This window comes from Mycobacterium sp. pUA109 (assembly GCF_041287095.1).
GTDB lineage: Bacteria > Actinomycetota > Actinomycetes > Mycobacteriales > Mycobacteriaceae > Mycobacterium.
Genome location: NZ_JBGGKS010000012.1, coordinates 1 through 21,410, shown reverse-complemented (window position 1 = coordinate 21,410; position 21,410 = coordinate 1). Strand labels below are relative to the sequence as shown.

Annotated in this window: 22 protein-coding genes; 2 read left to right on the top strand and 20 right to left on the bottom strand. The window is 70.4% G+C overall.

Annotated features, from left to right (window positions below; genetic code table 11):
* Window positions 1-174 precede the first annotated feature (174 nt).
* The gene (locus tag ACAG26_RS15020) at window positions 175-1,623 is read left to right on the top strand and encodes an HNH endonuclease signature motif containing protein (protein WP_370483497.1); all 1,449 of its coding nucleotides are present in this window, start codon (window positions 175-177) and stop codon (window positions 1,621-1,623) included.
* Here ACAG26_RS15020 and ACAG26_RS15015 read toward each other — a convergent pair.
* Genes ACAG26_RS15015 through ACAG26_RS14985 form a run of 7 tightly spaced genes read right to left on the bottom strand, consistent with a single transcriptional unit; the run spans window position 1,564 to window position 7,703 of the window.
* Window positions 1,564-2,331 (bottom strand): sulfite exporter TauE/SafE family protein, encoded by a 768-nt coding sequence (locus ACAG26_RS15015; protein ID WP_370483723.1) that lies wholly within the window; start codon window positions 2,329-2,331, stop codon window positions 1,564-1,566. The genes ACAG26_RS15020 and ACAG26_RS15015 overlap by 60 nt on opposite strands.
* Before the next feature lie 58 nt (window positions 2,332-2,389).
* Window positions 2,390-3,817 (bottom strand): ribosome biogenesis GTPase Der, encoded by a 1,428-nt coding sequence (der, locus tag ACAG26_RS15010; protein WP_370483495.1) that lies wholly within the window; start codon window positions 3,815-3,817, stop codon window positions 2,390-2,392.
* Window positions 3,814-4,488 (bottom strand): (d)CMP kinase, encoded by a 675-nt coding sequence (cmk, locus tag ACAG26_RS15005; protein WP_370483721.1) that lies wholly within the window; start codon window positions 4,486-4,488, stop codon window positions 3,814-3,816. The genes der and cmk overlap by 4 nt, the downstream gene beginning before the upstream one ends.
* 5 nt (window positions 4,489-4,493) lie before the next feature.
* Window positions 4,494-5,237, bottom strand: coding sequence for a pseudouridine synthase (locus tag ACAG26_RS15000; RefSeq protein ID WP_370483493.1), 744 nt, complete (start codon window positions 5,235-5,237; stop codon window positions 4,494-4,496).
* Window positions 5,237-5,929, bottom strand: coding sequence for an SMC-Scp complex subunit ScpB (gene scpB / locus ACAG26_RS14995; RefSeq protein ID WP_370483490.1), 693 nt, complete (start codon window positions 5,927-5,929; stop codon window positions 5,237-5,239). Before scpB ends, ACAG26_RS15000 begins: the two co-directional genes overlap by 1 nt.
* Window positions 5,926-6,729 (bottom strand): segregation/condensation protein A, encoded by an 804-nt coding sequence (locus ACAG26_RS14990; RefSeq protein WP_370483485.1) that lies wholly within the window; start codon window positions 6,727-6,729, stop codon window positions 5,926-5,928. The genes scpB and ACAG26_RS14990 overlap by 4 nt, the downstream gene beginning before the upstream one ends.
* Window positions 6,726-7,703 carry a ParA family protein gene (locus tag ACAG26_RS14985; protein ID WP_370483483.1) on the bottom strand — a complete coding sequence of 326 codons (978 nt, stop codon included), beginning with the start codon at window positions 7,701-7,703 and terminating at the stop codon, window positions 6,726-6,728. The genes ACAG26_RS14990 and ACAG26_RS14985 overlap by 4 nt, the downstream gene beginning before the upstream one ends.
* Window positions 7,704-7,842: 139 nt before the next feature.
* On the opposite strand from ACAG26_RS14985, the gene ACAG26_RS14980 reads away from it, so the two are divergent.
* Complete coding sequence (locus ACAG26_RS14980; protein WP_370483481.1) at window positions 7,843-8,598, top strand: O-methyltransferase; 756 nt, start codon at window positions 7,843-7,845, stop codon at window positions 8,596-8,598.
* A 96-nt stretch (window positions 8,599-8,694) separates the two neighbouring features.
* Here ACAG26_RS14980 and ACAG26_RS14975 read toward each other — a convergent pair whose 3' ends face one another.
* The 13 genes from ACAG26_RS14975 to ACAG26_RS14915 form a co-directional block, all read right to left on the bottom strand.
* Window positions 8,695-8,868 carry a hypothetical protein gene (locus ACAG26_RS14975; protein ID WP_370483480.1) on the bottom strand — a complete coding sequence of 58 codons (174 nt, stop codon included), beginning with the start codon at window positions 8,866-8,868 and terminating at the stop codon, window positions 8,695-8,697.
* Between the two features lie 88 nt (window positions 8,869-8,956).
* Window positions 8,957-9,727 (bottom strand): methanethiol S-methyltransferase, encoded by a 771-nt coding sequence (gene mddA / locus ACAG26_RS14970; protein WP_370483478.1) that lies wholly within the window; start codon window positions 9,725-9,727, stop codon window positions 8,957-8,959.
* 192 nt (window positions 9,728-9,919) lie between these two features.
* The gene (gene xerD / locus ACAG26_RS14965) at window positions 9,920-10,870 is read right to left on the bottom strand and encodes a site-specific tyrosine recombinase XerD (protein ID WP_370483477.1); all 951 of its coding nucleotides are present in this window, start codon (window positions 10,868-10,870) and stop codon (window positions 9,920-9,922) included.
* Window positions 10,867-11,490 carry an NUDIX domain-containing protein gene (locus tag ACAG26_RS14960; protein ID WP_370483476.1) on the bottom strand — a complete coding sequence of 208 codons (624 nt, stop codon included), beginning with the start codon at window positions 11,488-11,490 and terminating at the stop codon, window positions 10,867-10,869. Before ACAG26_RS14960 ends, xerD begins: the two co-directional genes overlap by 4 nt.
* Window positions 11,483-13,234: a CTP synthase gene (locus ACAG26_RS14955; RefSeq protein WP_370483719.1), complete on the bottom strand. Its 1,752-nt coding sequence runs from the start codon at window positions 13,232-13,234 to the stop codon at window positions 11,483-11,485. Before ACAG26_RS14955 ends, ACAG26_RS14960 begins: the two co-directional genes overlap by 8 nt.
* Before the next feature lie 105 nt (window positions 13,235-13,339).
* Window positions 13,340-14,281 carry a copper transporter gene (locus ACAG26_RS14950; RefSeq protein WP_370483475.1) on the bottom strand — a complete coding sequence of 314 codons (942 nt, stop codon included), beginning with the start codon at window positions 14,279-14,281 and terminating at the stop codon, window positions 13,340-13,342.
* A gap of 4 nt (window positions 14,282-14,285) precedes the next feature.
* Entirely contained in the window at window positions 14,286-15,467 is a 1,182-nt protein-coding gene (gene steA, locus ACAG26_RS14945) for a putative cytokinetic ring protein SteA (RefSeq protein WP_370483473.1), read from the bottom strand.
* A 209-nt stretch (window positions 15,468-15,676) separates the two neighbouring features.
* Entirely contained in the window at window positions 15,677-17,449 is a 1,773-nt protein-coding gene (gene recN, locus ACAG26_RS14940; protein WP_370483471.1) for a DNA repair protein RecN, read from the bottom strand.
* Between the two features lie 2 nt (window positions 17,450-17,451).
* Window positions 17,452-18,375: an NAD kinase gene (locus ACAG26_RS14935; protein ID WP_370483469.1), complete on the bottom strand. Its 924-nt coding sequence runs from the start codon at window positions 18,373-18,375 to the stop codon at window positions 17,452-17,454.
* Window positions 18,372-19,181, bottom strand: a complete 810-nt coding sequence (locus ACAG26_RS14930) for a TlyA family RNA methyltransferase (RefSeq protein ID WP_370483466.1) — start codon at window positions 19,179-19,181, stop codon at window positions 18,372-18,374. Before ACAG26_RS14930 ends, ACAG26_RS14935 begins: the two co-directional genes overlap by 4 nt.
* A 5-nt stretch (window positions 19,182-19,186) precedes the next feature.
* A complete protein-coding gene (locus ACAG26_RS14925; RefSeq protein WP_370483464.1) occupies window positions 19,187-19,342 on the bottom strand; it encodes a hypothetical protein in 156 nt (51 codons plus the stop codon).
* A gap of 13 nt (window positions 19,343-19,355) precedes the next feature.
* Window positions 19,356-20,375 carry an HAD-IIA family hydrolase gene (locus ACAG26_RS14920; protein WP_370483462.1) on the bottom strand — a complete coding sequence of 340 codons (1,020 nt, stop codon included), beginning with the start codon at window positions 20,373-20,375 and terminating at the stop codon, window positions 19,356-19,358.
* 1 nt (window position 20,376) lies between these two features.
* Window positions 20,377-21,192, bottom strand: a complete 816-nt coding sequence (locus ACAG26_RS14915) for a tetratricopeptide repeat protein (protein WP_370483460.1) — start codon at window positions 21,190-21,192, stop codon at window positions 20,377-20,379.
* Window positions 21,193-21,410: the final 218 nt, after the last annotated feature.

The following is a 21,410-nucleotide window of genomic DNA, read 5'->3' as shown; positions in this document are numbered from 1 at the left end:
GCAGCTCGAAAGCCTACCGTAGGCACCCGCGATCGCCCCAACCGCCGTCCCGCGAGCCGGCGTGGTGAAGCCGCGACCCGCCGGCCTGTGGATGAACTCGCAACTGTGGATAACTGCAGCTCCGGGGGCCCGCGCATCGGAAAACTTGTCGTACCCCACCGATAGATTTCGGGTATGAGTTCGCCAGCAGTCTCGGCGCCTCGGGTGACCGCCCCGCCCGAGGTGGTGGCCGCCTTCGACGCGTTCGACGCCGCGGTGGCGGCCATCGGGCAGCTGGACTTCGACGCGATGACACCGGCCGTGCGACTGCGGGCGCTGGAGAAGATGGAGACGGCCCTGCGCCAACAAGTCGCCCAAAGCCACGACATCATCACCGGCCTGGCCAAGGAAGACGTGGCGAACCTGGGCGGGCTGTTGCACAAGGTGCTCGCCGACTGGCTGCGCATCACACCGGCCGAAGCGCGCCGACGGATGCGCGACGCCGCCCAGCTCACCCCTCGCACCGCGCTGACCGGCGAGCAGCTGCCACCGGAGCTGCCCGCCACCGCACGGGCCTGGCACGACGGCGTCCTCGACACCGAGCATCTGCGGGTCATTCAGCAGTTCATCCGCGACCTGCCCGCGCTCACACCACCCGACGTGGCGGCGGAGGCCGAGCGGTTTCTGGCCCAGCAAGCCGAGGGGCTGCGCCCGGACCAGTTGAAGAAAGCGGCCGACCGCTACGCGATCAACATCAACCCGGACGGGAAATTCACCGACGCCGACCGCGCCCGCCACCGCGGCTTCACCTGGTCCGCCCAGCGCCGCGACGGGATGAGCATCGGCCGGCTGGTCGCCTCCCCCGAGCTGCGCGCCAACCTCGATGCCTGGTTCGCCCGGTTCGCCGCCCCCGGCATGTGCAACCCGGACGACGAAACACCCTGCGTCAGCGGGGAGCCCGCCGACGACGCCCGCAGCACCGATCTGCGCACCCCGTCCCAGCGCCAGCACGATGCGCTCAACGCACTGGTCCGCGGCCAGCTCGGTGACCCCAAGCTGGGGACACACCACGGGCTGCCGGTGACCATGATCGCGACGACGACGCTCAAGGAACTCACCGAGGGCGCGGGGTACGCCGTGACCGGCGGCGGCAGCCTGCTGCCGATGCGCGACCTGATCCGGATGGCCAGCCACGCCTACCACTATTTGGTCGTTTTTGACGAGCACCAAAGCCGCCCACTGTATCTCGGACGCACCCGCCGGGTGGCCTCAGCGGATCAATGGGTGGTGCTGTACGCGAAGGACCGCGGCTGCACCTATCCCAATTGCGACGTGCCCGGCTACCACTGCGAGGCACACCACATGCAGGAATGGAGCCAGGGCGGCACCACCGATATCACCAACTTCGCCCTAGCCTGCCACCCCGAACACAAACTCATGGAAAAGGGCTGGCGGACAGTACGTCTCCCCAACGGCGACACCCAGTGGATTCCCCCACCCGAGCTCGGCCTGCCCGGCCGCACCAACGATTTCCACCACCCGGAACGCTACCTGCCGGATGCCGATAGCCGCGGGTCGCCCAACCTAGACGGTGAGCAGCCGGTACAACCCGATCAGCCCGACGACGACGATCACGACCCGTAGCGCGTTCGGTGACAGCCGCCGCCCGTAGTGCGCACCCAGCCAGCCCCCCACCAGCGAGCCGGCCGCGATCAGCCCGGCCGCGACCCAGCTGATCCGCTCGAACGCCACCAGCGTGTAGGCCAGTGCCGCGACCAGATTGACCACCAGCGCCAGCAGATTCTTCGCAGCGTTCATCCGCTGCATCGACTCGGGCAGCAGCACCCCCATCACGCCGATCAGCAAGATGCCCTGCGCCGCCGCGAAATAGCCGCCGTACACACCCACTAAGAACGTCCCGAGCACCAGCGCCGCCAGCCGCCGGCGGCTCAGGTGGTCCACCGCGCGGCCCGCGGCCTCGGCGCGGCGCTGCGCGACGGCCTGGATCTTCGGGCCGATCACCACCAGCACCAGCGCGCCGACCAGCAACACCGGCACCACCCGGTTGAACACCTTTTCCGGCAGATGCAGCAGCAGGTATGCACCGCAGACCGCCCCGAGCAGCGACCCGGGGATCTGCCAGCGCAGCCGGTGCCACTGGCCGCGCAACTCGCGGCGGTAGGCCCAGGTGCCGGACACGCCGCCGGCGACCAGGCCGACCGAGTTGGAGATGGTCGCGGTCACCGGCGGAAAGCCCAGCGTCACCAGCGTCGGGAAGGTGATCAGGGTGCCCGACCCGACCAGGGAATTGATCGCACCGGCGCCCACCCCGGCCAACACAATCAAGATCAACTCAGAGATCGGCACCCGCAGCACCCTATCCGGGTGGCGTCAGCGCGGCGCCACCGGATCAGCGTGACCGCTTAGCGCCCCGCTTTTCGCGCACCCGCACGTTGATGCGGATCGGGCTGCCGTCGAACCCGAACGTCTCCCGCAGCCGCCGCTCCAAGAACCGCCGGTAGCCGGCCTCCAAAAAGCCGGTGGTGAACAGCACGAACGTCGGCGGCCGGGCGGTGGCCTGGGTGGCGAACAGGATCCGCGGCTGCTTGCCGCCGCGCACCGGCGGCGGCGTGGCGGCGACGACCTCTTTGAAGAAGGTGTTGAGCCGCCCGGTCGCAATGCGGGTGTCCCACGACGCCAGCGCGTTCTCCAGCGCCGGCACCAGCTTCTGCACGGCGCGACCGGTTTTGGCGGAGATATTGACCCGCTGCGCCCAGCCCACCCGGGCCAAATCCCGGTCGATCTCGCGCTCCAGGTCGTAGCGGCGGTCCTCGTCGACCAGGTCCCACTTGTTGAACGCCAGCACCAGCGCCCGGCCCGCCTCGATCACCATGGACAGCACCCGCTGATCCTGTTCGGTCAACGGCACCGAGCCGTCGATCAGCACCAGCACCACCTCGGCGGCGTCGATGGCGCCGTGGGTGCGCACCGAGGCGTAGAACTCGTGCCCGCTGGCCTGCCCCACCTTGCGGCGCAGCCCGGCGGTGTCGACGAACCGCCACACCTTGCCGCCCAACTCGATCAGCGAGTCGACCGGATCCACGGTGGTGCCGGCCACGTCGTGCACCACCGACCGCTGATCGCCGGCCAGCTTGTTCAGCAGCGAACTCTTGCCGACGTTGGGCTTGCCCACCAGCGCGACCCGCCGGGGCCCACCGCCGCCGCCGGCCGATTCGGCGACCTCGGGCAGCTCGGCGACCACCTCGTCGAGCAGGTCGGCCACGCCGCGGCCGTGCAACGCGCTGACCGCATGCGGCTGGCCCAGCCCCAGCGACCACAGCGCGGCGGCGTCGGCTTCGCCCTTCTCCCCGTCAACCTTGTTGGCGGCCAAGAACACCGGCTTGCCGGAGCGGCGCAGGATGCGGGCGGCCGCCTCGTCCCCGGCGGTGGCCCCGACCACCGAGTCCACTACCAGGATCACCGCGTCGGCGGTGCGCATGGCCACCGAGGCCTGTTCGGCCACCAGCTGCTGCAGGCCCTTGGCGTCGGGTTCCCAACCGCCGGTGTCTTGCACCACGAACCGGCGCCCGGTCCACAGCGCGTCGTAGGACACCCGGTCCCGGGTCACCCCGGGCAGGTCCTGCACGACGGCCTCGCGGCGGCCCAGGATGCGGTTGACGAGCGTGGATTTGCCGACGTTGGGCCGCCCGACCACTGCCACCACCGGCGGCGGCCCGGATTCCTCGGTCAGGTCGTCGACGTCGGCGTCGGGCCCCAGGTCCCAGTCGCTTTCGTCGGACCAGGTGCCGTCGGCGCCGGAGAAATCCGAGTCGCTCATCGCATCGCCCCGCTGCGTTGTTCGACGAGGTCCTGCAGATGCGTGACCACCTCGGCCTGGGACATCGCGCTGGTGTCCACCACGATCGCGTCATCGGCGGCCCGCAGCGGGGACATCGCCCGGGTGGAGTCCAGATGGTCGCGGCGACGCACGTCGGCCAGCACCGCGTCGTAGTCGTCGGGCAACCCGGCGGCGACGTTCTGGTCGTTGCGGCGGCGGGCCCGGATCTCCGCGGAGGCCGTCAAAAAGATCTTCACCGGCGCGTCGGGCAGCACCACGGTGCCGACATCGCGGCCCTCCACCACGACGCTGCCCCGCCCGGCCGCCAGCTCGCGCTGCAGGGCCACCAGCCGGGTCCGCACCGCCGGCACCGCCGACACCGCGGACACCGCCCCGGTGACCGCCTCGCCGCGGATCTCCGCCGAAACGTCTTCTCCGGCAAGGTAAGCACGGTCTTCGTCGGGGTCGTAGCCGACCGACAGCTGCACCGTCTGGGCGAGTTCAGCGACGGCGGCGGCGTCGGCCGGGTCGATCCCGGCCCGCAGCACCGCCAGCGTCACGATCCGGTACATGGCACCGGTGTCCAGGTAGCGCGCACCCAGCGCGCGCGCCAATCCCCGTGACACCGACGATTTTCCGGTCCCCGCGGGACCGTCGACGGCGACGGCCATCCCAGTCACAGACCCACCGCCTTGTAGAGTTCCCCGATTTCTTTGCGGTTCAGCACCCGGATGCTGCCCGGCCGCTGCTCCCCCAGCGACACCGCACCGATGTCGGTGCGCACCAGCTCCTGCACCGGATATCCGACCGCGGCCAGCAGCCGCCGCACGATGCGTTTGCGACCCTCGTGCAACGTCACCCGCACCATCGTCTTGCCGGGCACGGCGTCGACCACCGCAAAGTCATCGATCCGCACCGGGCCGTCGTCGAGGTCGACACCGGCCCGCAGCTTCTTGCCCAACCCGCGCGGCACCGTCCCCGGCACGGTGGCCACATACGTCTTGGGGACCTGATACGACGGGTGCATCAGCCGGTGCGCCAGCTCGCCGTCGTTGGTCAGCAGCATCAGACCTTCGGTGTCGGCGTCCAACCGCCCGACGTGAAACAGCTTGGCGTTGCCGCGAACCCGATGCTCGACCAGGTCCCCGATGCACGGGCGGCCCCGATCGTCCGACATGGTCGAATGCATCCCGCGCGGCTTGTTCAGCGCCAGATACACCTGCGAGTCGTCCACGCTGACCCGGGCGCCGTCCACCCGGATCACCGACACATTCGGGTCGACCCGGGTGCCCAACTCGGTCACCAGCTGCCCATCCACCTCGACGCGCCCGTCGAGGATCATCTTCTCGGCCACCCGGCGCGAGGCAACCCCGGCCTGGGACAACACTTTTTGCAGCCGCACACCCTCGGAATCGGCCATCAGTCGTGATCCACGTCGAAGGTCAACGGTTGATCCGGCGCCGGCCCACCGCCGAGCTTCATGAACCGGGGCTCGGAATCCAGTGATTCGCTGAGGTCGTCGATCACGTCGACGTCGGGCAGCAGCGGCGCAATGTCGGGCAGCTCCTCCAGCGACGACAACCCCAGCCGCTCCAAAAACAGCTCGGTGGTGGCGAACGTCACCGCCCCGGTGTCGGGGTCGTTGCCGGCCTCGGTGATCAGTCCGCGCGCCAGCAGGGTCCGCATCACCGCGTCGACGTTCACCCCGCGCACCGCGCTGACCCGGGCCCGGGTCACCGGCTGGCGGTAGGCGACCACGGCCAGCGTCTCCAGGGCGGCGCGGGTCAGCTTCGACCGCGAGCCGTCCAGCAGCAGCCGCTCCACATAGGGCGCATACCGGGCGCGGGTATACAGCCGCCAGCCGCCCCCGGCCTCCCGCAGGTCGATGCCGCTGCCGCGTGCGGTGAGTTCCTCGGCCATCAGCCGCAGCTTGGCCACGATCCGGTACACCGGCTGCTCGGTGGCCGTGGCCAGCGCGTCGACGGTCACCGGGGTGTCCACCACCAGCAGCAATGCCTCCAGCACCGCCCCCAGCTCGGCGTCTTCCAGCTCGGGTGCGGTGGCGACGTCGATGCCCAGATCGGCATCGAGATTCTCGTCGGGGCTGGTCATGACTGGTCTTTCACTAGGTCTTCGTTGGTCGGACGTTCTCCGGTCCACGAAACCTGGAGCACACCAAGTGGTTCTGGTTGATCGAATGCTACCGCCCGCGCCCGATACAGTTCGAGCAGCGCCAGGAAGCGGCCGACGATCTCGATCGGCGCCCCGCAGTCGGCCACCAAATCGGCGAACGACGCCCACTGCCCCTGGCCGCGGGCCTCCAGCAGCGTCAGCAGGTGTCCGGCCTGCTCAGGCACCGATACCATCAGCTCGTGCAGGTGCTCGGTGGCCACCGTCGGCACCGGCCGCGGCGTGAACGCGGTCGCCGCGATCTGGGCGAACCGCTCGGCGTCGACGCCCAGCATCACCTCGGGCAGCAGGTCGGCGAACCGCTCCTCCAGCGCCACCGCCCGCGGATAGCTGCGCAGCGCCGCCGCCTCCAGCTCGGCGAACATCTGCGCGACGTGTTTGAAGGCCCGGTACTGCAGCAGCCGGGCGAACAGCAGGTCACGGACCTCCAGCAGCGCTAGGTCCTCTTCGTCGTCAACCTGCCCGGCCGGCAGCAGCCGGGCCGCCTTGAGGTCGAGCAGGGTGGCGGCGATCACCAGGAACGCCGTCGTCTCCTCCAACCCCAGCTGCGCGCCGATCTCCCGGGTGTAGGCGATGAAGTCGTCGGTGACCTGATGCAACGCCACCTCGGTGACGTCGAGCCGGTGCGCGAAGATCAGCTGCAGCAACAGGTCGAACGGCCCCTCGAAATTGGTCAGTCTGACCTGGAAGCCGCCCTGCGTGGATGTCTCGGGACCGGTCACGCGCCGAATCGGTCGATGACCTCGCGCGCCAACGCACGGTAGGCCTCGGCACCGCCTGACTTGGGTGCCCACGTGGTGATGGGCTCCCCGGCGACGCTGGTTTCCGGGAACCGCACGGTGCGGGTGATCACCGTGTCGAACACCAGGTCACCGAAGCGTTCCACCACCCGGGCCATGACCTCACGGGAGTTCACCGTGCGCGGGTCATAGCGGGTGACCAGGATGCCGCTGATGGTCAGCTTCGGGTTGAGCCGGTCGCGCACCTTCTCGACGGTGTCGGTCAGCAGCGCCAGCCCGCGCAGCGAGAAGTACTCGCATTCGGTGGGGATGATGACGCCGTCGGCGCAGGCCAGCCCGTTGACGGTGAGCAGCCCCAGCGACGGCTGGCAGTCGATCAGCACGTAGTCGTAGCGGTCCAGCACCGGATGCAGCGCGCGGTGCAGGGATTGTTCCCGACCGACCTCGTTGACCAGCTGAATCTCGGCGGCGGACAGGTCGATGTTGGACGGCACCAGGTCCATGTGCCGGACCCGGGTGTGCATCAGCACGTCGTCGATGGAGACCCGCGGCTCGACCAGCAGGTTGTGGATGGTGTGGTCCAGCTCGTAGTGCGGCACGCCCAGGCCCGCCGACAACGCGCCCTGCGGATCCAGGTCCACCAGCAGCACCCGGCGGCCGTACTCGGCCAACGCGGCACCCAGGTTGATCGTCGAGGTGGTCTTGCCCACCCCGCCCTTCTGGTTGCACATGGCGATGACCTGGGCCGGGCCGTGCGAGGTGCGCGGAGCCGGCTCGGGGGTATGCCGCGGCGGCCGACCGGTCAGACCGATCTCGGGGCCGGTGTCGGCGCTGCTTGTCGGCGCCGCTCCTCGATCCCGGCTGACGCCGGCATCATCGTCGTCGGCGCTGCTTGTCGGCGCGGCCCCTTGATCCCGGCTGACGCCGGCATCGTCGTCGTCGGGCCGGTCGGTCATACCCGACCGTCCCAGGCCAGACCACGTGCGGACAAGACGAACATCCGGGCAAGTCTAACCGCGCAAACAGGTCCGCAGTGGCAGACCCGCGGGCAAGGTAGCCGACCGATCCGCGTCGGCGGTGCCTACGCTGTCCACCATGGGTCTCAAACAGCGTTTGCCGTTTCTGCGGTGGTCGGTGCTGCGGATGGCCGGGGCCGGCACCCGCGGCATCGTCACGACGGGCCAGATCGGTGACGGGCGGGAAGCCGCGGCCGTCGACTACGTCCTGAAAAACGCCCGCGCCGGGGACATCGACGACGTGCTGGCCACCATCGACAAGTTCGCCTACGAGAAGTCGATGCTGATCAACGTCGGCGACGAGAAGGGCGCGCTGCTGGATGCCGCGGTACGGCGGGCCGACCCGAAGCTGGCGCTGGAACTGGGCACCTACTGCGGCTACGGCGCGCTGCGCATCGCCCGCGCCGCCCCGACCGCCAAGGTGTACTCGGTGGAACTCGCCGAGGCCAACGCCGTCAACGCCCGGCAGATCTGGGCGCACGCGGGCGTGGCCGACCGGGTGACGTGTGTGGTCGGCACCATCGGCGACGGCGGGCGCACCCTCGATGCGCTGGCCAGCGAGCACGGATTTGCCGCCGGGGCGTTGGACTTCCTGTTCCTCGACCACGACAAGGACGCGTACCTGGCCGACCTGCACAGCATCGTCGACCGCGGCTGGCTGCATCCGGGTGCGATCGTCGTCGCCGATAACGTCAAGGTGCCCGGCGCCCCGAAGTACCGCGCCTACATGCGTGAGCAGCAGGGCACGCGGTGGAACACCGTCGAGCACAAGGCGCATGTCGAGTATCAGACGCTGCTGCACGATCTGGTGCTGGAGTCGGAGTATTTGGGCTGAACCATCGCTGCATCGCTGCGCGAGCGTGCGCAAAATGACGGCTCCGCCGCGCTGAAACTGGCATTCTGCGCACCCTCGCGACCGGGGGCACCGCGGCTATCGGGCGGTGAGCGCGTCGAGGTGCAGGCGCAGCGGAACGGGCGCGCTGGTGGTGAAGGTGCCGGTGACCGCCGGTGATTCCTGGTAACCGACCTTGCCGGCAAGGCGCTGTGCAGTCAGTGTTACCGGCGGGCCAAGCGATAGCAGCCGGGGCGACTGGGCGCGAGTCATGCCGTCCGCCTCCTCCCGACGTGCTCTGGGTCGAGCGTAGCCGCGGGTGGGCACCGACGCGATCCACCGACGGGATGGCGAAAGCGGTTTAGGCCGTTGTGTGCCGGATGCTCGGCGGCGTGGCTTGCGGATGGCGGTGCGGCCACGGCAACAGCATGGGCACCCGGGTCCGGTAGTCGCGGTACTGATCGCCCAGCATCACGATCAGGTCGTGCTCCTCGAACTGCAGCGCGACCAGGATGTAGCCGGTGGCCGCCGCCGCGAACAGCAGATGCCCGGCCGTCATCGTCGGCGCCGCCCAGAACGCGAGGATGAAGCCCAGCATGATCGGGTGGCGCACCAGCCGGTACAGCAGCGGGGTGCGAAACCCGATGTCGGTGTGGGGCTGACCGCGCCAAGCCAGATACACCTGGCGCAGCCCGAACAGATCGAAGTGGTTGATCATGAACGTGCCGGCCAACACCATCGCCCAGCCCAGCCAGAACAGGGCGTGTAAGCCGACCCGGGCCGGCGGCGATGTCAGGTTCCACACCACCATCGGCAGGGTGCGCCACTGCCAATACAGCAACAGCAGCGCCAGGCTGGCCAGCAGGACATAGGTGCTGCGCTCGATGGTGGGCGGGACGAAGCGGGCCCACCACCGTTTGAACGCCGGGCGGGCCATCACGCTGTGCTGGACGGCGAACAGCCCCAGCAATGCCACGTCGACGGCCACCGCCTGGCCGGTCGGCGCGGCCATCCCGTCATCGACGCTCAGCGGAACCGCGAGGTTGCCGACGAAGCCGATCGCGTACAGGAACGCGACGAGGAAAAGCGCGTAGCTCACGGCGCCGTAACCGAGGGTCAGCAAGCGCGTCATCGTGCACCTCCGGTACGTCAGGCAACCGGCCGTCGATGCCGGTTGTGCCTTGAGAATCCCGTCGGCGGAGTCGGGTTGCCTAGGGTAGGCGGCTACTCGACTTTTACACGGGTCGCCGCGGCGCGAGCGTGCGCAAATCCGGGAATTTCCCCGGTGTGTCGACCGGGGACACGCACGCTCGCGGCAAGGGGGTTAGCGCGCCCTGGGATGGGCTTCGGCCCACACCTCGCGCAGCGCGTGCACGGTGACCAGCGTGTAGATCTGGGTGGTGGTCACCGAGGCGTGGCCGAGCAGCTCCTGCACGACGCGCACGTCGGCGCCGCCGTCGAGCAGGTGGGTGGCAAACGAGTGCCGCAGCGTGTGCGGGGACACCGCGGCGGTGATGCCGGCCCGCGCGGCGGCGTCCTGCAGTACCTGCCAAGCGCTTTGCCGTGACAGCCGGCCGCCGCGGGCGTTGAGGAAGATCGCCGGGGTGCCGCGGCCGCGGCGGGCCAGCTCCGGGCGGCCCCGCACCAGATAGGCGTCCAGCGCGGCCACCGCGGGCCGGCCCACCGGCACCAGCCGCTGCTTGCCGCCCTTGCCGCGCAGCAGCACCGACCGGGCGGTGGTGTCGACGTCGTCGACGTCGAGGCCGACGGCCTCCGAGATCCGGGATCCGGTGGAATACAGCAGTTCCAGCAGCGCCCGGTTGCGCAGCGCCAGCGGGCCGTCGGAGGGGCTGTCGCCGCCGGCGCCGTCCAGCAGCGCCAGCACCTCGTCGACGGTCAGGCTTTTGGGCAGCCGACGGCTGGGGGTCGGCGGTTTGACCGCCCGCGCGACGTCCAGCGCGGTCATGCCCTCCGCGGCGGCGAACCGGTGCAGGCCGCGCACCGCGATCAGCGCGCGCGCCGCCGACACCGCCGACAGCGCCGACAGCCCGGCGTCCGGGTCGCCCTGCCGCAGCGCCACCAAAAAGTCGCTGACGTCGGTTTCGCTGACCTGGGCCAGATCGTCGATGCCGCGCACGGCCAGGTGTTCGGCGTAGCGGCGCAGGTCGCGGCGATACGAGCTCAAGGTGTTGGCGGCCACGCCGCGCTCGATGGTCAGGTGGTCCAGGTAGCCCTGCAGCTGCGACTGCAGCGGCGGCGAGGCCACCGTGGTCACGGCCCGGCCTGCCGCGCGGCGAACGAGGTCGGCTTGTCCACCCAGGGCGCGTCCGCCGGCCGCGGCTGCGCCACCCCCTGGGCGACCGCGTGCGCGGCCAAAATCCCGGCCACCGCAAGCGAGTTGACGATTTCGCCGCGGAACACCTCGCGGACGGCGTCCTGCAGCGGATACCACTTCACGATGAGGTCGGCCTCTTCGTCGTGGGCCTCGGGGCGGTCCACCTCGCGCAGCCCGGTGGCCAGATAGACCCGCACCGACTCGTCGCTGAACCCGGGCGTCGAGTCCAGGTCGACCAGCGTCTGCCAGTTGTCCGCGGCCAGCCCGGCCTCTTCCTGCAGTTCCCGCGCGGCGGTCAGATGCGGTACCTCACCGTGCATGTCGAGCAGCCCGGCAGGCAGTTCCCACAGTCGCCGGCCCAGCGGGTGCCGGTACTGGTAGATCAGCGGGATGTTGCCCTCATCGTCGAGCGCGACCACCGCCACCGCGCCGAAGTGTTCGACGACCTCCCGGGTGACGGTCTTGCCGCCGGGCATCCGGACCCGGTCGGCGCGCAGCGCGAAAATCTTTCCCTGGTGCAGGATCTGCGACGAGACGGTCTCGAAGACGTGCTCAGCCACGGGCCGCTGGCTCTTGCAGAGGCTGCGCGACGCCGCCGTGGTGCTCGTTGCCGTTGGGGTGCTGGTCGGGGATCTCCACCGGCAGCCGTTCGGCGGCCTTGTAGTCGATGGCGGCCCCGACGAACGCGGCGAACAGCGGATGCGGCCGGGTCGGGCGGCTCTTGAGCTCCGGGTGCGCCTGGGTCCCGACGAGGAACGGGTGAACCGACGGGGGGTATTCCACGAACTCCACCAGATGCCCGTCCGGCGAGGTTCCGGAAAACCGCAGACCGCTGGCCGCGATCCGGTCCCGGTAGGCGTTGTTGACCTCGTAGCGGTGCCGGTGCCGTTCGGAGACCTCGGTCGCCTCGTAGGCCTGGGCGACAAGCGAATCCTCCTCGAGCACCGCCGGGTAGGCGCCCAACCGCATGGTGCCGCCGAGGTCGGCTTCGCCGGCCACCACGTCTTCCTGGTCGGCCATGGTGGCGATCACCGGGTCGGGCGTGCTCGGTTCGAACTCGGCGGAGTTGGCTTCGGTGATCCCCACCGAGCGGGCGGCCTCGATCACGATGCACTGCAGGCCCAGGCACAGCCCCAGCACCGGCACGCCGTTGGCCCGTGCGTAGGAAATGGCGCCGATCTTGCCTTCGATGCCGCGGATCCCGAACCCGCCCGGGATCAGCACGCCGTGCACATCGCCCAGCACCGCGGCGGCGCCGCTGGGCGTCTCGCAGTCATCGGAGGCCACCCAGCGGATCTCCACCTTGGCGTGGTGCTTGAACCCGCCGGCGCGCAGCGCCTCGGCCACCGACAGGTAGGCGTCGGACAGGTCAATGTATTTGCCCACCAGCGCGATCCGCACCGTCTCATGGGGTTCGTGGACCCGGCGCAGCAGGTCGTCCCACTCGGTCCAGTCGACGTCGCGGAACGGCAGGTTCAGCCGGCGCACCACGAACGCGTCGAGCTCCTCGCGGTGCAGCACCTTGGGGATGTCGTAGATCGACGGCGCGTCGGGGGTGGAGATCACCCCGTCGACGTCCACGTCACACATCAGCGCGATCTTGTTCTTCAGCGGTTCGGGGACGTCGCGGTCGCAGCGCAGGATCAGCGCGTCGGGGGTGATACCGATGCTGCGCAGCGCGGCCACCGAGTGCTGGGTCGGTTTGGTTTTCAGCTCGCCGGAGGGCGCCAGGTAGGGCACCAGCGACACGTGCAGGAAGAACACGTTGTCCCGGCCCACGTCGTGGCGGACCTGCCGGGCAGCCTCCAGAAACGGCTGCGACTCGATATCGCCGACGGTGCCGCCGATTTCGGTGATGACCACGTCGGGACGGCGGCCGTGGGCGTCCGGCTCGGCCATCGCCAAGATCCGGCTTTTGATCTCGTCGGTGATGTGCGGGATCACCTGCACCGTGTCACCGAGGTACTCGCCGCGGCGTTCCTTGGCGATCACCGACGAATACACCTGGCCGGTAGTCACATTCGCCGAGCCGGACAGGTCTCGGTCCAGGAACCGCTCATAGTGGCCGACGTCGAGGTCGGTCTCGGCGCCGTCTTCGGTGACGAAGACCTCACCGTGCTGGAACGGGTTCATGGTGCCCGGGTCGACGTTGAGGTACGGGTCTAGCTTTTGCATGGTGACCTGCAACCCGCGGGCGGTCAGCAGCTGACCCAGGCTGCTGGCTGTGAGTCCCTTGCCGAGTGAGGAGGCGACGCCCCCGCTGACGAAGAGGTGCTTGGTAGCGGTGTGTGGGTGCTTGCGCAATGCTGGCAACAGCGACCTCCGTGACGACGGCGCAGGTGTGGGGCCTGCCGACCCACGGAATCCCACCTTAACACCGACCCCGTCGGGCCGTTGTTGACACGCCCGCTACTGCGCGACGGTCAGCGCGGTGGCGCCGGCGCCGGTGCCGTACTGGCCGGTCCGGCCGCCGCCGATCAGGTCGCCCAGCCCCAGCACCGCGGTGATCCGGCCGGACTCCACGTCGACGTCGTCGACCGTGCTGACCGCCGCGGACATGCCGGAATCGGCCCGGCTCACCGCCACCGCGGCGGTGCCCGACGAGGATCCGTCGCGGCCGGCCAGCACGGTGCCGGAGCCGTGCGGGGCCAGCGCGGCGGCGAACCGGGCCACGCTGACCCCCTTGTTGCCGGCGTCGTCGCCCAGCGCCCCGCCGGTGATGACCACCGCGGCGTTGGCGGCGCCGACGTGTTGGTCCCCGTAGCTGACGAACCCGGTGTCGCGCAGCGCGGCCAGCACCGTCTCGCGTTGCAGGTCGTCGACGGCCGGGACGGCGGGATCGCGGTCGATCAGCAGCGCGATGCCCAGCAGGTCACCGGCCTGCGAGCCTTGGTCGACGAGTTTGGTGCTCAACTGGGCGCCGGCCGGCAGGATCGACGAGTTGACCACGGTGCGCAGCTTCTCCGCGGAGTTGGCGTCGACGAACTCCTGGGTCAACCCCACCGTCCCGCTGACCGTGCCGCCGGCGATGGCGATGATCCGCGACACCGCCTCGACGTCGTCGTCGCGGGCCTCCGGGGCGCGGAACACCACCACCGACTTGCCGCTCAACACGTCGTGCACGATCCGGCCCGCCACCTGCGCATCGAAATCGCTTGCCGTGCTGATTTTTTCGTTGAGGGCGTTCTTCTGATCGTTGAGTGCGTTGATCTGGGAATGCAGATCGCGCTTCTCCTCGCGCAGCCCGGACAGCAGCGTGTCGGAGAGCAGACCCGAACCCAACACAACCCCGATCGCCAGCGCCAGGAACACCGCGGCCAGCGAAATCGCGTGGTGACGTAGCGAGATCACGGCGCTAGGTGATCCAGCCCTGCACCCACAGGGAGAACCGGTTCCAGTAGTCGACGATCCAGTGCAGCACCACGGTGTCGGTGCGCGACACCCACAACGCGACGATGACCGCGATCAGCATGGTCAGCACCAGCAGCGCGATGGCACCGGCCGAAATGCGGTTGCGGTACAGGGTGGCCACCGCTTTGGCGTCGACCAGCTTCTCCCCGACCTTGAGCCGGGTCAAAAACGTCGACGGGTTGCTGTGCACCCGGCTGCGGTCGAAGAATGTCTCGATGCTGGCGGTGTGCCCCGCGGTGACCAGCAGGGCCGCGCCGTGGTGGTCGGCCAGCAGCAGCGCCAGGTCCATCGCCGACCCGGCGGCCGGGAACGTCATTGCGCCCACCCCGAGGTCCTGGATGCGTTCCAGGCCCGGGGCGTGGCCATCGGCGTCGGCCGGTAACACCACCTGCGCACCGCATTTGAGGACGTCGACGGAGAGCTGTTCGGGGTCCCCGACGATCAGCTGCGGCCGGTACCCGGCCTTGCGCAGCACGTCGGCCCCGGTGCCGACACCGATGAGCACCGGTTGGTACTCCTTGATGAACGGTTTGAGGTATTTCAGGTCCTCGGCGGCGTGCGACTCGTCGGCCACCAGCACGACGTGCCGGCGGCGCAGGTCGACGTCGATGTCGGGGATGCCGATTCCGTCGATCAGCAACGGGCTTTCGCTGCGGATGTACTCGATGGTGTTGCCGGCGAAGGCTTCCAGGTGCGAGACCAACCCGCTTTTGGCCTCGTGCATCATCTCGGTGATCTCGAGGTCGGTGCGCTCGGTGCCCAGCACCAGGCGGCGGTCACCGGAGTACACCCCGCCGTTGTGCAACCGGATCTTGGCGCCGTCTTTGACCTTCTTGAACACCGTCGGGCCGGCCTCGTCGATGAGGGCGATCCCGTTGGCGACCAGGACTTCCGGGCCCTGGTTGGGGTAGCGGCCGGAGATCGACGGGGACGCGTTGACCACGCCGGCGATGGCGGCGTCGACCAGCGCGTCGGCGGTGATCCGGTCCAGATCGAGTACGTCGAGGACCACGATGTCGCCGGGGCACACGCGGCGCAGCAGGCGATCGATATCGCGGTCGACCCGGGCGGTGCCGACGACGCCGGGTCGCGACGTATTACGGGACAGAAGCGCAGACATCTTCATGGGGTGCGATTCTGTCGGGGATGGGCCGCGGAGGCCGGGAGGCGCGCCGTAACACCAGCCTCAGAAGTTGTCTGAAGTAACACTGGTAACAGGCTGGTCTCGGAGAGCACGGCTATTCGGTATCGACTGTGCAGATTCATCCGCAAAACGCGGGTGGAGGCGTATCGGATCGCACAGTCGGCGAGCTACCGAGCTACCGGTCTACCGAGCTACCGGTCGGCTTGGGCGGCCTCCAACAGTTCGCGGGCGTGAGCGCGCGCGGTGTCGGTCTCCCCCAGCCCGGCCAGCATCCGGGCCAGCTCGGCGACCCGGTCGTCGCCGTCCAGGCGCCGCACCCCGCTGGCGCCGCCGCGCCCGGTGGGCTCCACCATCAGGTGCACGTCGGCGTACGCCGCGACCTGCGGCAGGTGCGTCACCACGATGACCTGGTGGGTGCGGGCCAGCCGGGCCAGCCGCCGGCCGATCTGCACCGCCGCCCGGCCGCCCACCCCGGCGTCGACCTCGTCGAACACCATCGTGGTGCCGCCCGACTGTTTCGACGACGTCGCCAGCGCGACCTCGATCGCCAGCATCACCCGGGACAGCTCACCGCCGGAGGCGCTTTTGGCCAGCGGCAGCACCGTGGTGCCGCGGTGCGCGGTGAACCCGAACTCGACCTGGTCCACGCCGTCGGCGCCGGCGTGCACCACCTCGCCCGACGGCAGCGGCAGCGCGGCCAGGTTGTCGTCGCCGTTCGGGTCGCTCAGGACCTGGGTGGTGACGGCGACGGTCAGTTCGGCGTCGCTCATCGCCAGCCCGGACAGCTCGGCGGTGACCGCCTTGGCCAGCCCGGCGGCGGCCTTGTGCCGAGCCTTGCTGAGGTCGACGGCGGCCTGGGCGAGCTGGCCGGTCAGCTCCTCGACGCGGCGCTGCAACCCGACCAGGGCCTCCTCGGACACGTCGAGTTGGGCGAGCCGGTCACGGGATTCGCGGGCCCAGGACAACACCCCGTCGATGTCGGCGGCGTACTTGCGGGTCAGGGTGCGCAATTCGGCCTGCCGGGCCAGCTTGGTTTCCAATGTGCTGGCGTCGCTGGGCAACTCCCCCAGGTAGTCGCCGAGTTCGCGGGCCGCGTCGGTGATCACGGTCAGCGCCTCGTCCAACTGCCCGGCCAGCCCCCGCAGCACCGTGTCGTCGGTGCCGTCCAGCAGCGACTTCGCCTGGCCCAGCGCGTCCACGGCCGACGACGACTCCACCGCGGTGTCGTCCAGGGTTCCGGCCAGCGCCGCCCGGGCCGTCGACGCCGCTTCGCGCAGCGCGTCGAGTTCGGACAGCCGCCGGATGTCGGCCAGCAGCGTGTCGTCTTCCCCCGGCTGGGGGTCGACGGTGTCGATCTCCTGCAGGGCGAAGTTCAGCCGGTCGGCTTCCTGGGCGAGTTCGCGGGCCCGGTTGCGTCGGTCGATGAGGTCGCGCCGCGCCGCCTGCCAGGCGTCGCGCAGTTTGCGGTAGCGCTCCAGGCGCGGGCCGACGGCCGCGTATCGGTCCAGGGCGCCGCGTTGTTCGTCGGGGCGCATCAACCGCAGCTGGTCGTTTTGGCCGTGCAGGGTGAGCAGTTGGGTGGTGAATTCGCTCAGCGACTTGGCCGGCACGCTGCGCCCGCCGAGGTAGGCGCGCGACGGGCCGTCGCTGCTGACCGAGCGCAGCGCGATCACGCTGCCGTCCTCGTCGCGGTCGGCGCCCGACGCGTCCAGGATCTGCTCGACCCGGGCGGCCGCGCTCTCCCCGAGTTCGGTGGTGGAAAACCGGCCCTCCACCACCGCGCGTCCGGCCCCGGACCGGACCCGGGTGGCGTCGGCGCGGGCGCCGCCCAGCAGGTGCAACCCGGTCACCACCATCGTCTTGCCGGTGCCGGTTTCCCCGGTCAAAACGGTTAGGCCGCGGTCGAATTCGGCGGTCGCGACGTTGATGGCGCCCAGCGACTCGATCCGGATTTCGGTCAGCACCGTTACTGCCCGCGCCAACCCGTGACCGGCAGCCGGAACTTACGCACCAAGCGGTCGGTGAACGGCGCGCTGTCCAGCCGGGCCCACTTGACCGGGGTGTCGCAGCGGGTCACCTCCAGCCGGCCCCCGGCCGGCACCAGCATGTCGCGGCGCCCGTCGCAGAACACCAGCGCGTCGTGACCGCCGGCCTCCACCTCGATCGCGATCGTCGAATCCGGGCTGGTCACCATCGGCCGGGCGAACAGGGCGTGCGCGTTGTTGGGCACGACCAGGATGGCGTCCAGGTCCGGCCACAGCACCGGACCGCCCGCGGAGAACGCGTAGGCGGTGGATCCGGTAGGGGTCGACACCAGCACCCCGTCGCAGCCGAACGTCGACACCGGCCGGCCATCGACTTCGACGACCACCCCGAGCACCCCGAGCCGCGGCCCCTTTTCCATGCTGGCTTCGTTGAGCGCCCAGCCGTGGTCGATGATCCGCCCGTCGGCGCGCACCGCCACGTCCAGGGTCATGCGCTGTTCGACCCGGTAGTCGCGGGCGATGACGTGGTCGAGCACGGTGTCGATGGTCTCGGCTTCGGCCTCGGCCAAAAAACCGATCCGGCCCAGGTTGACCCCCAACACCGGGATGTCGGCGTTGCGGGCCAGTTCGGCGGCCCGCAGGAAGGTGCCGTCGCCGCCGAGCACCACCACCAGTTCGCAGCCCTGGGCGGCGTGCGCGTCGGCGTCGACGACCTCGATGTCGACGCCCAGCGCGCGCATATCGTCGGGCGCCAGGTGCAGCGGTCCGCGGTCGACGGCCTCGGCGGACAGCACCCGCAACGCGATGCCGTTGTCGCCCAACACTTTCTCCACCCGGCGCGCGGTGTCGGTGGCTTCTTCGCGGCCGGTGTGCACGACCAGCAGCACGGTGCGTTCGGCGCTCATTGCGGCCCCTCCGCCACCGCGGTCGCGACGGCCTGCGCCACGGCGTCCCCGGCCAGCGGGCGTTCGGCCCGGGCGCGCAGCCACAAGAAGTATTCGACGTTGCCGGACGGCCCGGGTAATGGGCTGGCGGTCACCGCCACGGTGTGCCAGCCCAGCTGCTCGGCGCGCTGCGCGACGCCCACCACCGCGGCCGTCCGCAATTCCGGGTCATCGACCACGCCGCCGGCGCCCACCTGTCCCCTTCCGACCTCAAACTGCGGCTTCACCATGGGAACGATATCGGCGTCGGGTGTCGCGCATCCGGTCAGCGCGGGCAACACGGTGGTCAGCGAGATGAACGACAGGTCGGCCACCACCACGTCGACGGGCCCGCCGATGGCCTCGGGCTGCAGCGCCCGCACATTGGTGCGTTCCAGCACGCTGACCCGCGGATCCGAGCGCAGCGACCAGGCCAGCTGCCCGTAGCCGACGTCGGCGGCGACGACTTCGGCGGCCCCGCGGTCCAACAGCACCTCGGTGAACCCGCCGGTCGACGCGCCGGCGTCCAGGCAACGCCGGTCCTGCACGCTGATCGCGAAGGCGTCCAGCGCGCCGAGCAGTTTGTGCGCGCCGCGCGACACCCAGGCGCGTTCGCCGTCGGCGGCCACGGTGAGCTGGGCGGTGAGTGCGACCGCGGTCGCCGGTTTGGCCGCCGGCATGCCGTCGATGCACACCTTGCCGGCCCCGATCAGCTCGGCGGCCTGTTGGCGGGATCGGGCCAGTCCACGCCGGACCAGCTCGGCATCGACGCGGGCACGCCGGGTCACGGTGCTCAGCCTTTCTCCACCGATTCCAGCGCGTGTACCAGCACGTCGTGCGCTTCGTTGAGGCGGCGGGCGATCTCATCGAGATCGGACTCGGTGTCCGCCGCTAGCTCGGCGAGCAGCGCATCGATCTGAGCGCGGATCTGGTCGGGTTCGGTCGTCATGGCGTTTCTAACGCTAGTCGATCTCGGCCAGCGACCAGCGGCGCAGGGCGTCGCGCGCCGTGTCGTCGCTGGCCCGCACGGTGGCCGGGGGCCCGTCGGGGTGCGCCGCCCAGACCGCGGCGGCCACGGCGCGCACCACCGCCAACCCGTCGTCGGCCGGGTGACTGCCGTCGGCTGCGACGGTGATGACGGCGCCGTCGGCGCGCACCCGCCAGCCGGGTTGGGGCGTCACCGCCAGCGTGTCGGCGGGCTGGTGCAGCGCGCGCAGATCGTGGGCGAGGTAGGTGGGGCGTTCGGCGGGCACCGCCCACACCGCGTCGCGGGCCGAGTTCACCCCGGTCAGCACCATCAGGCTGGGCAGCCCGGCGGCGTTGGCGCCGGCGATGTCGGTGTCGAGCCGGTCGCCGACGACCAGCGGGGTGTGAAAGTCGCCGCGGGCCAACGCATCGGTCATCAAGGTCGGCGACGGCTTGCCGGCGACCCGGGGTTCCGCGTCGGTGGCGGCGCGCAGCGCTGCCACCATCGACCCGTTGCCGGGCAGCAGGCCGCGCTCGGAGGGCAGCGTGCGGTCGACGTTGGCCGCCATCCACACCGCGCCGGCCCGGATGGCCAACGCCGCCTCGGCGAGCTCGGCCCAGCCAGTGTCGGTGGAGTGTCCCTGCACCACCGCGACGGGCTCGTCGTCCCAGCGGCGCACCGGACGCAGCCCGACCGCCGCGATTTCGTCGGCCAACGACTCGGTGCCCACGATCAGCACCCGGGCGTCGGCCGCCAGCTGCGCGGCCAGCAGGTGGGCCGCGGTCTGGGCGCTGGTGACCACATCCTCGGCGGCCGCGGTGAACCCCAGGTCGCACAGGTGGCCGGCGACCTGCGCGGCGCTGCGGGACGCGTTGTTGGTGATGAACAGGGTGCGGCTGTGCGGGCGGGCCTGCTCCAGCGCCCGCACCGCGCCGGCGGTCGGTTCGCTGCCCCGAAACACCGTGCCGTCCAGGTCGATCAGCAGGCAATCGTGGCCGTGCGCAAGGGTGGTCACGTCAGCTCAGCTCGCTGATCCGGTCCTCGGCGTCGGTGACCCCGTCGGTGTCGGCGGCCGCCGACCGCACAAACCATTGGATCGCCTCCTCGGCCCGGCCCACCGCCAACAGGGTGTCGGCGTAGGCGTAGAACAGCCGGGCCGCGGTGGTGCCGGTGCGGGTGGGGTCGAGCTGTGGGGTGGACAGCAGGGTCAGCGCCTGCTCCAGCTGACCGAGGTCAGCGCGGGCGCCGGCGGTGACGATCCGCAGTTCGTCGGCCTCGTCGCCGCTGAGTTGGGTCGCCTCCTCGCCGCGGGCCAGCTCGATGGCCCGTTGCGGGCGGCCCAGACCGCGTTCGCAGTCGGCGATCATCGGCAGCAGCGACGATTTGCTGCCCATCCGGCGGGCCGCGCGCAGTTCGGCCAGCGCCTGCGCCCAGTCACCGCAGTGGTAGGCCGCGATGCCGACGGCTTCCCGCACCGCCGCGATCCGCGCCGACCGGGCCCGCGCCGCCCGGGCGTGCTGCAGCGCGGCTTCGGGATCGTCGTCGAGCAGCTCGCCGGCCGCCACCAGGTGGCGCGCCACGATATCGGCGGTGGCGCGGTCCAGGGTGCTGAGCTCCCGCCGAATCTCGGGGGCAAGCTGCTTGGCTTCCACCTCCGCGGGGATCGCCGGGGCGTCCCGCCGCGGCCGCTCCTCGGTGGCCTGCGGCGGCGGTGCTCGACGGGGCCGGTCCGGCCGTTGGTCGCGGGGTGCGCGCCGGCCCCCGCCGGCGCCGGTGCCGCCCGCGGGCCGGCCGCGCCGCTGTGTGCTGCCGCCTTGGGTGTCTTTGACCACCTGATGCCTTCCGCTTCCCGTCGGCTGTCCTGCTCTCGCCAAAGGATACGGCCGCCTTCCAGAAAGCCACAATTAATCGCGGGACCGCAATTTTGAGTGGGATGCAGAAATACCCCCCGACGGGCGGGGGGTATTTCTGTTTAATGTGTGTTCGGCGGTGTCCTACTTTTCCACCCGGGTGGGTAGTATCATCGGCGCTGGCAGGCTTAGCTTCCGGG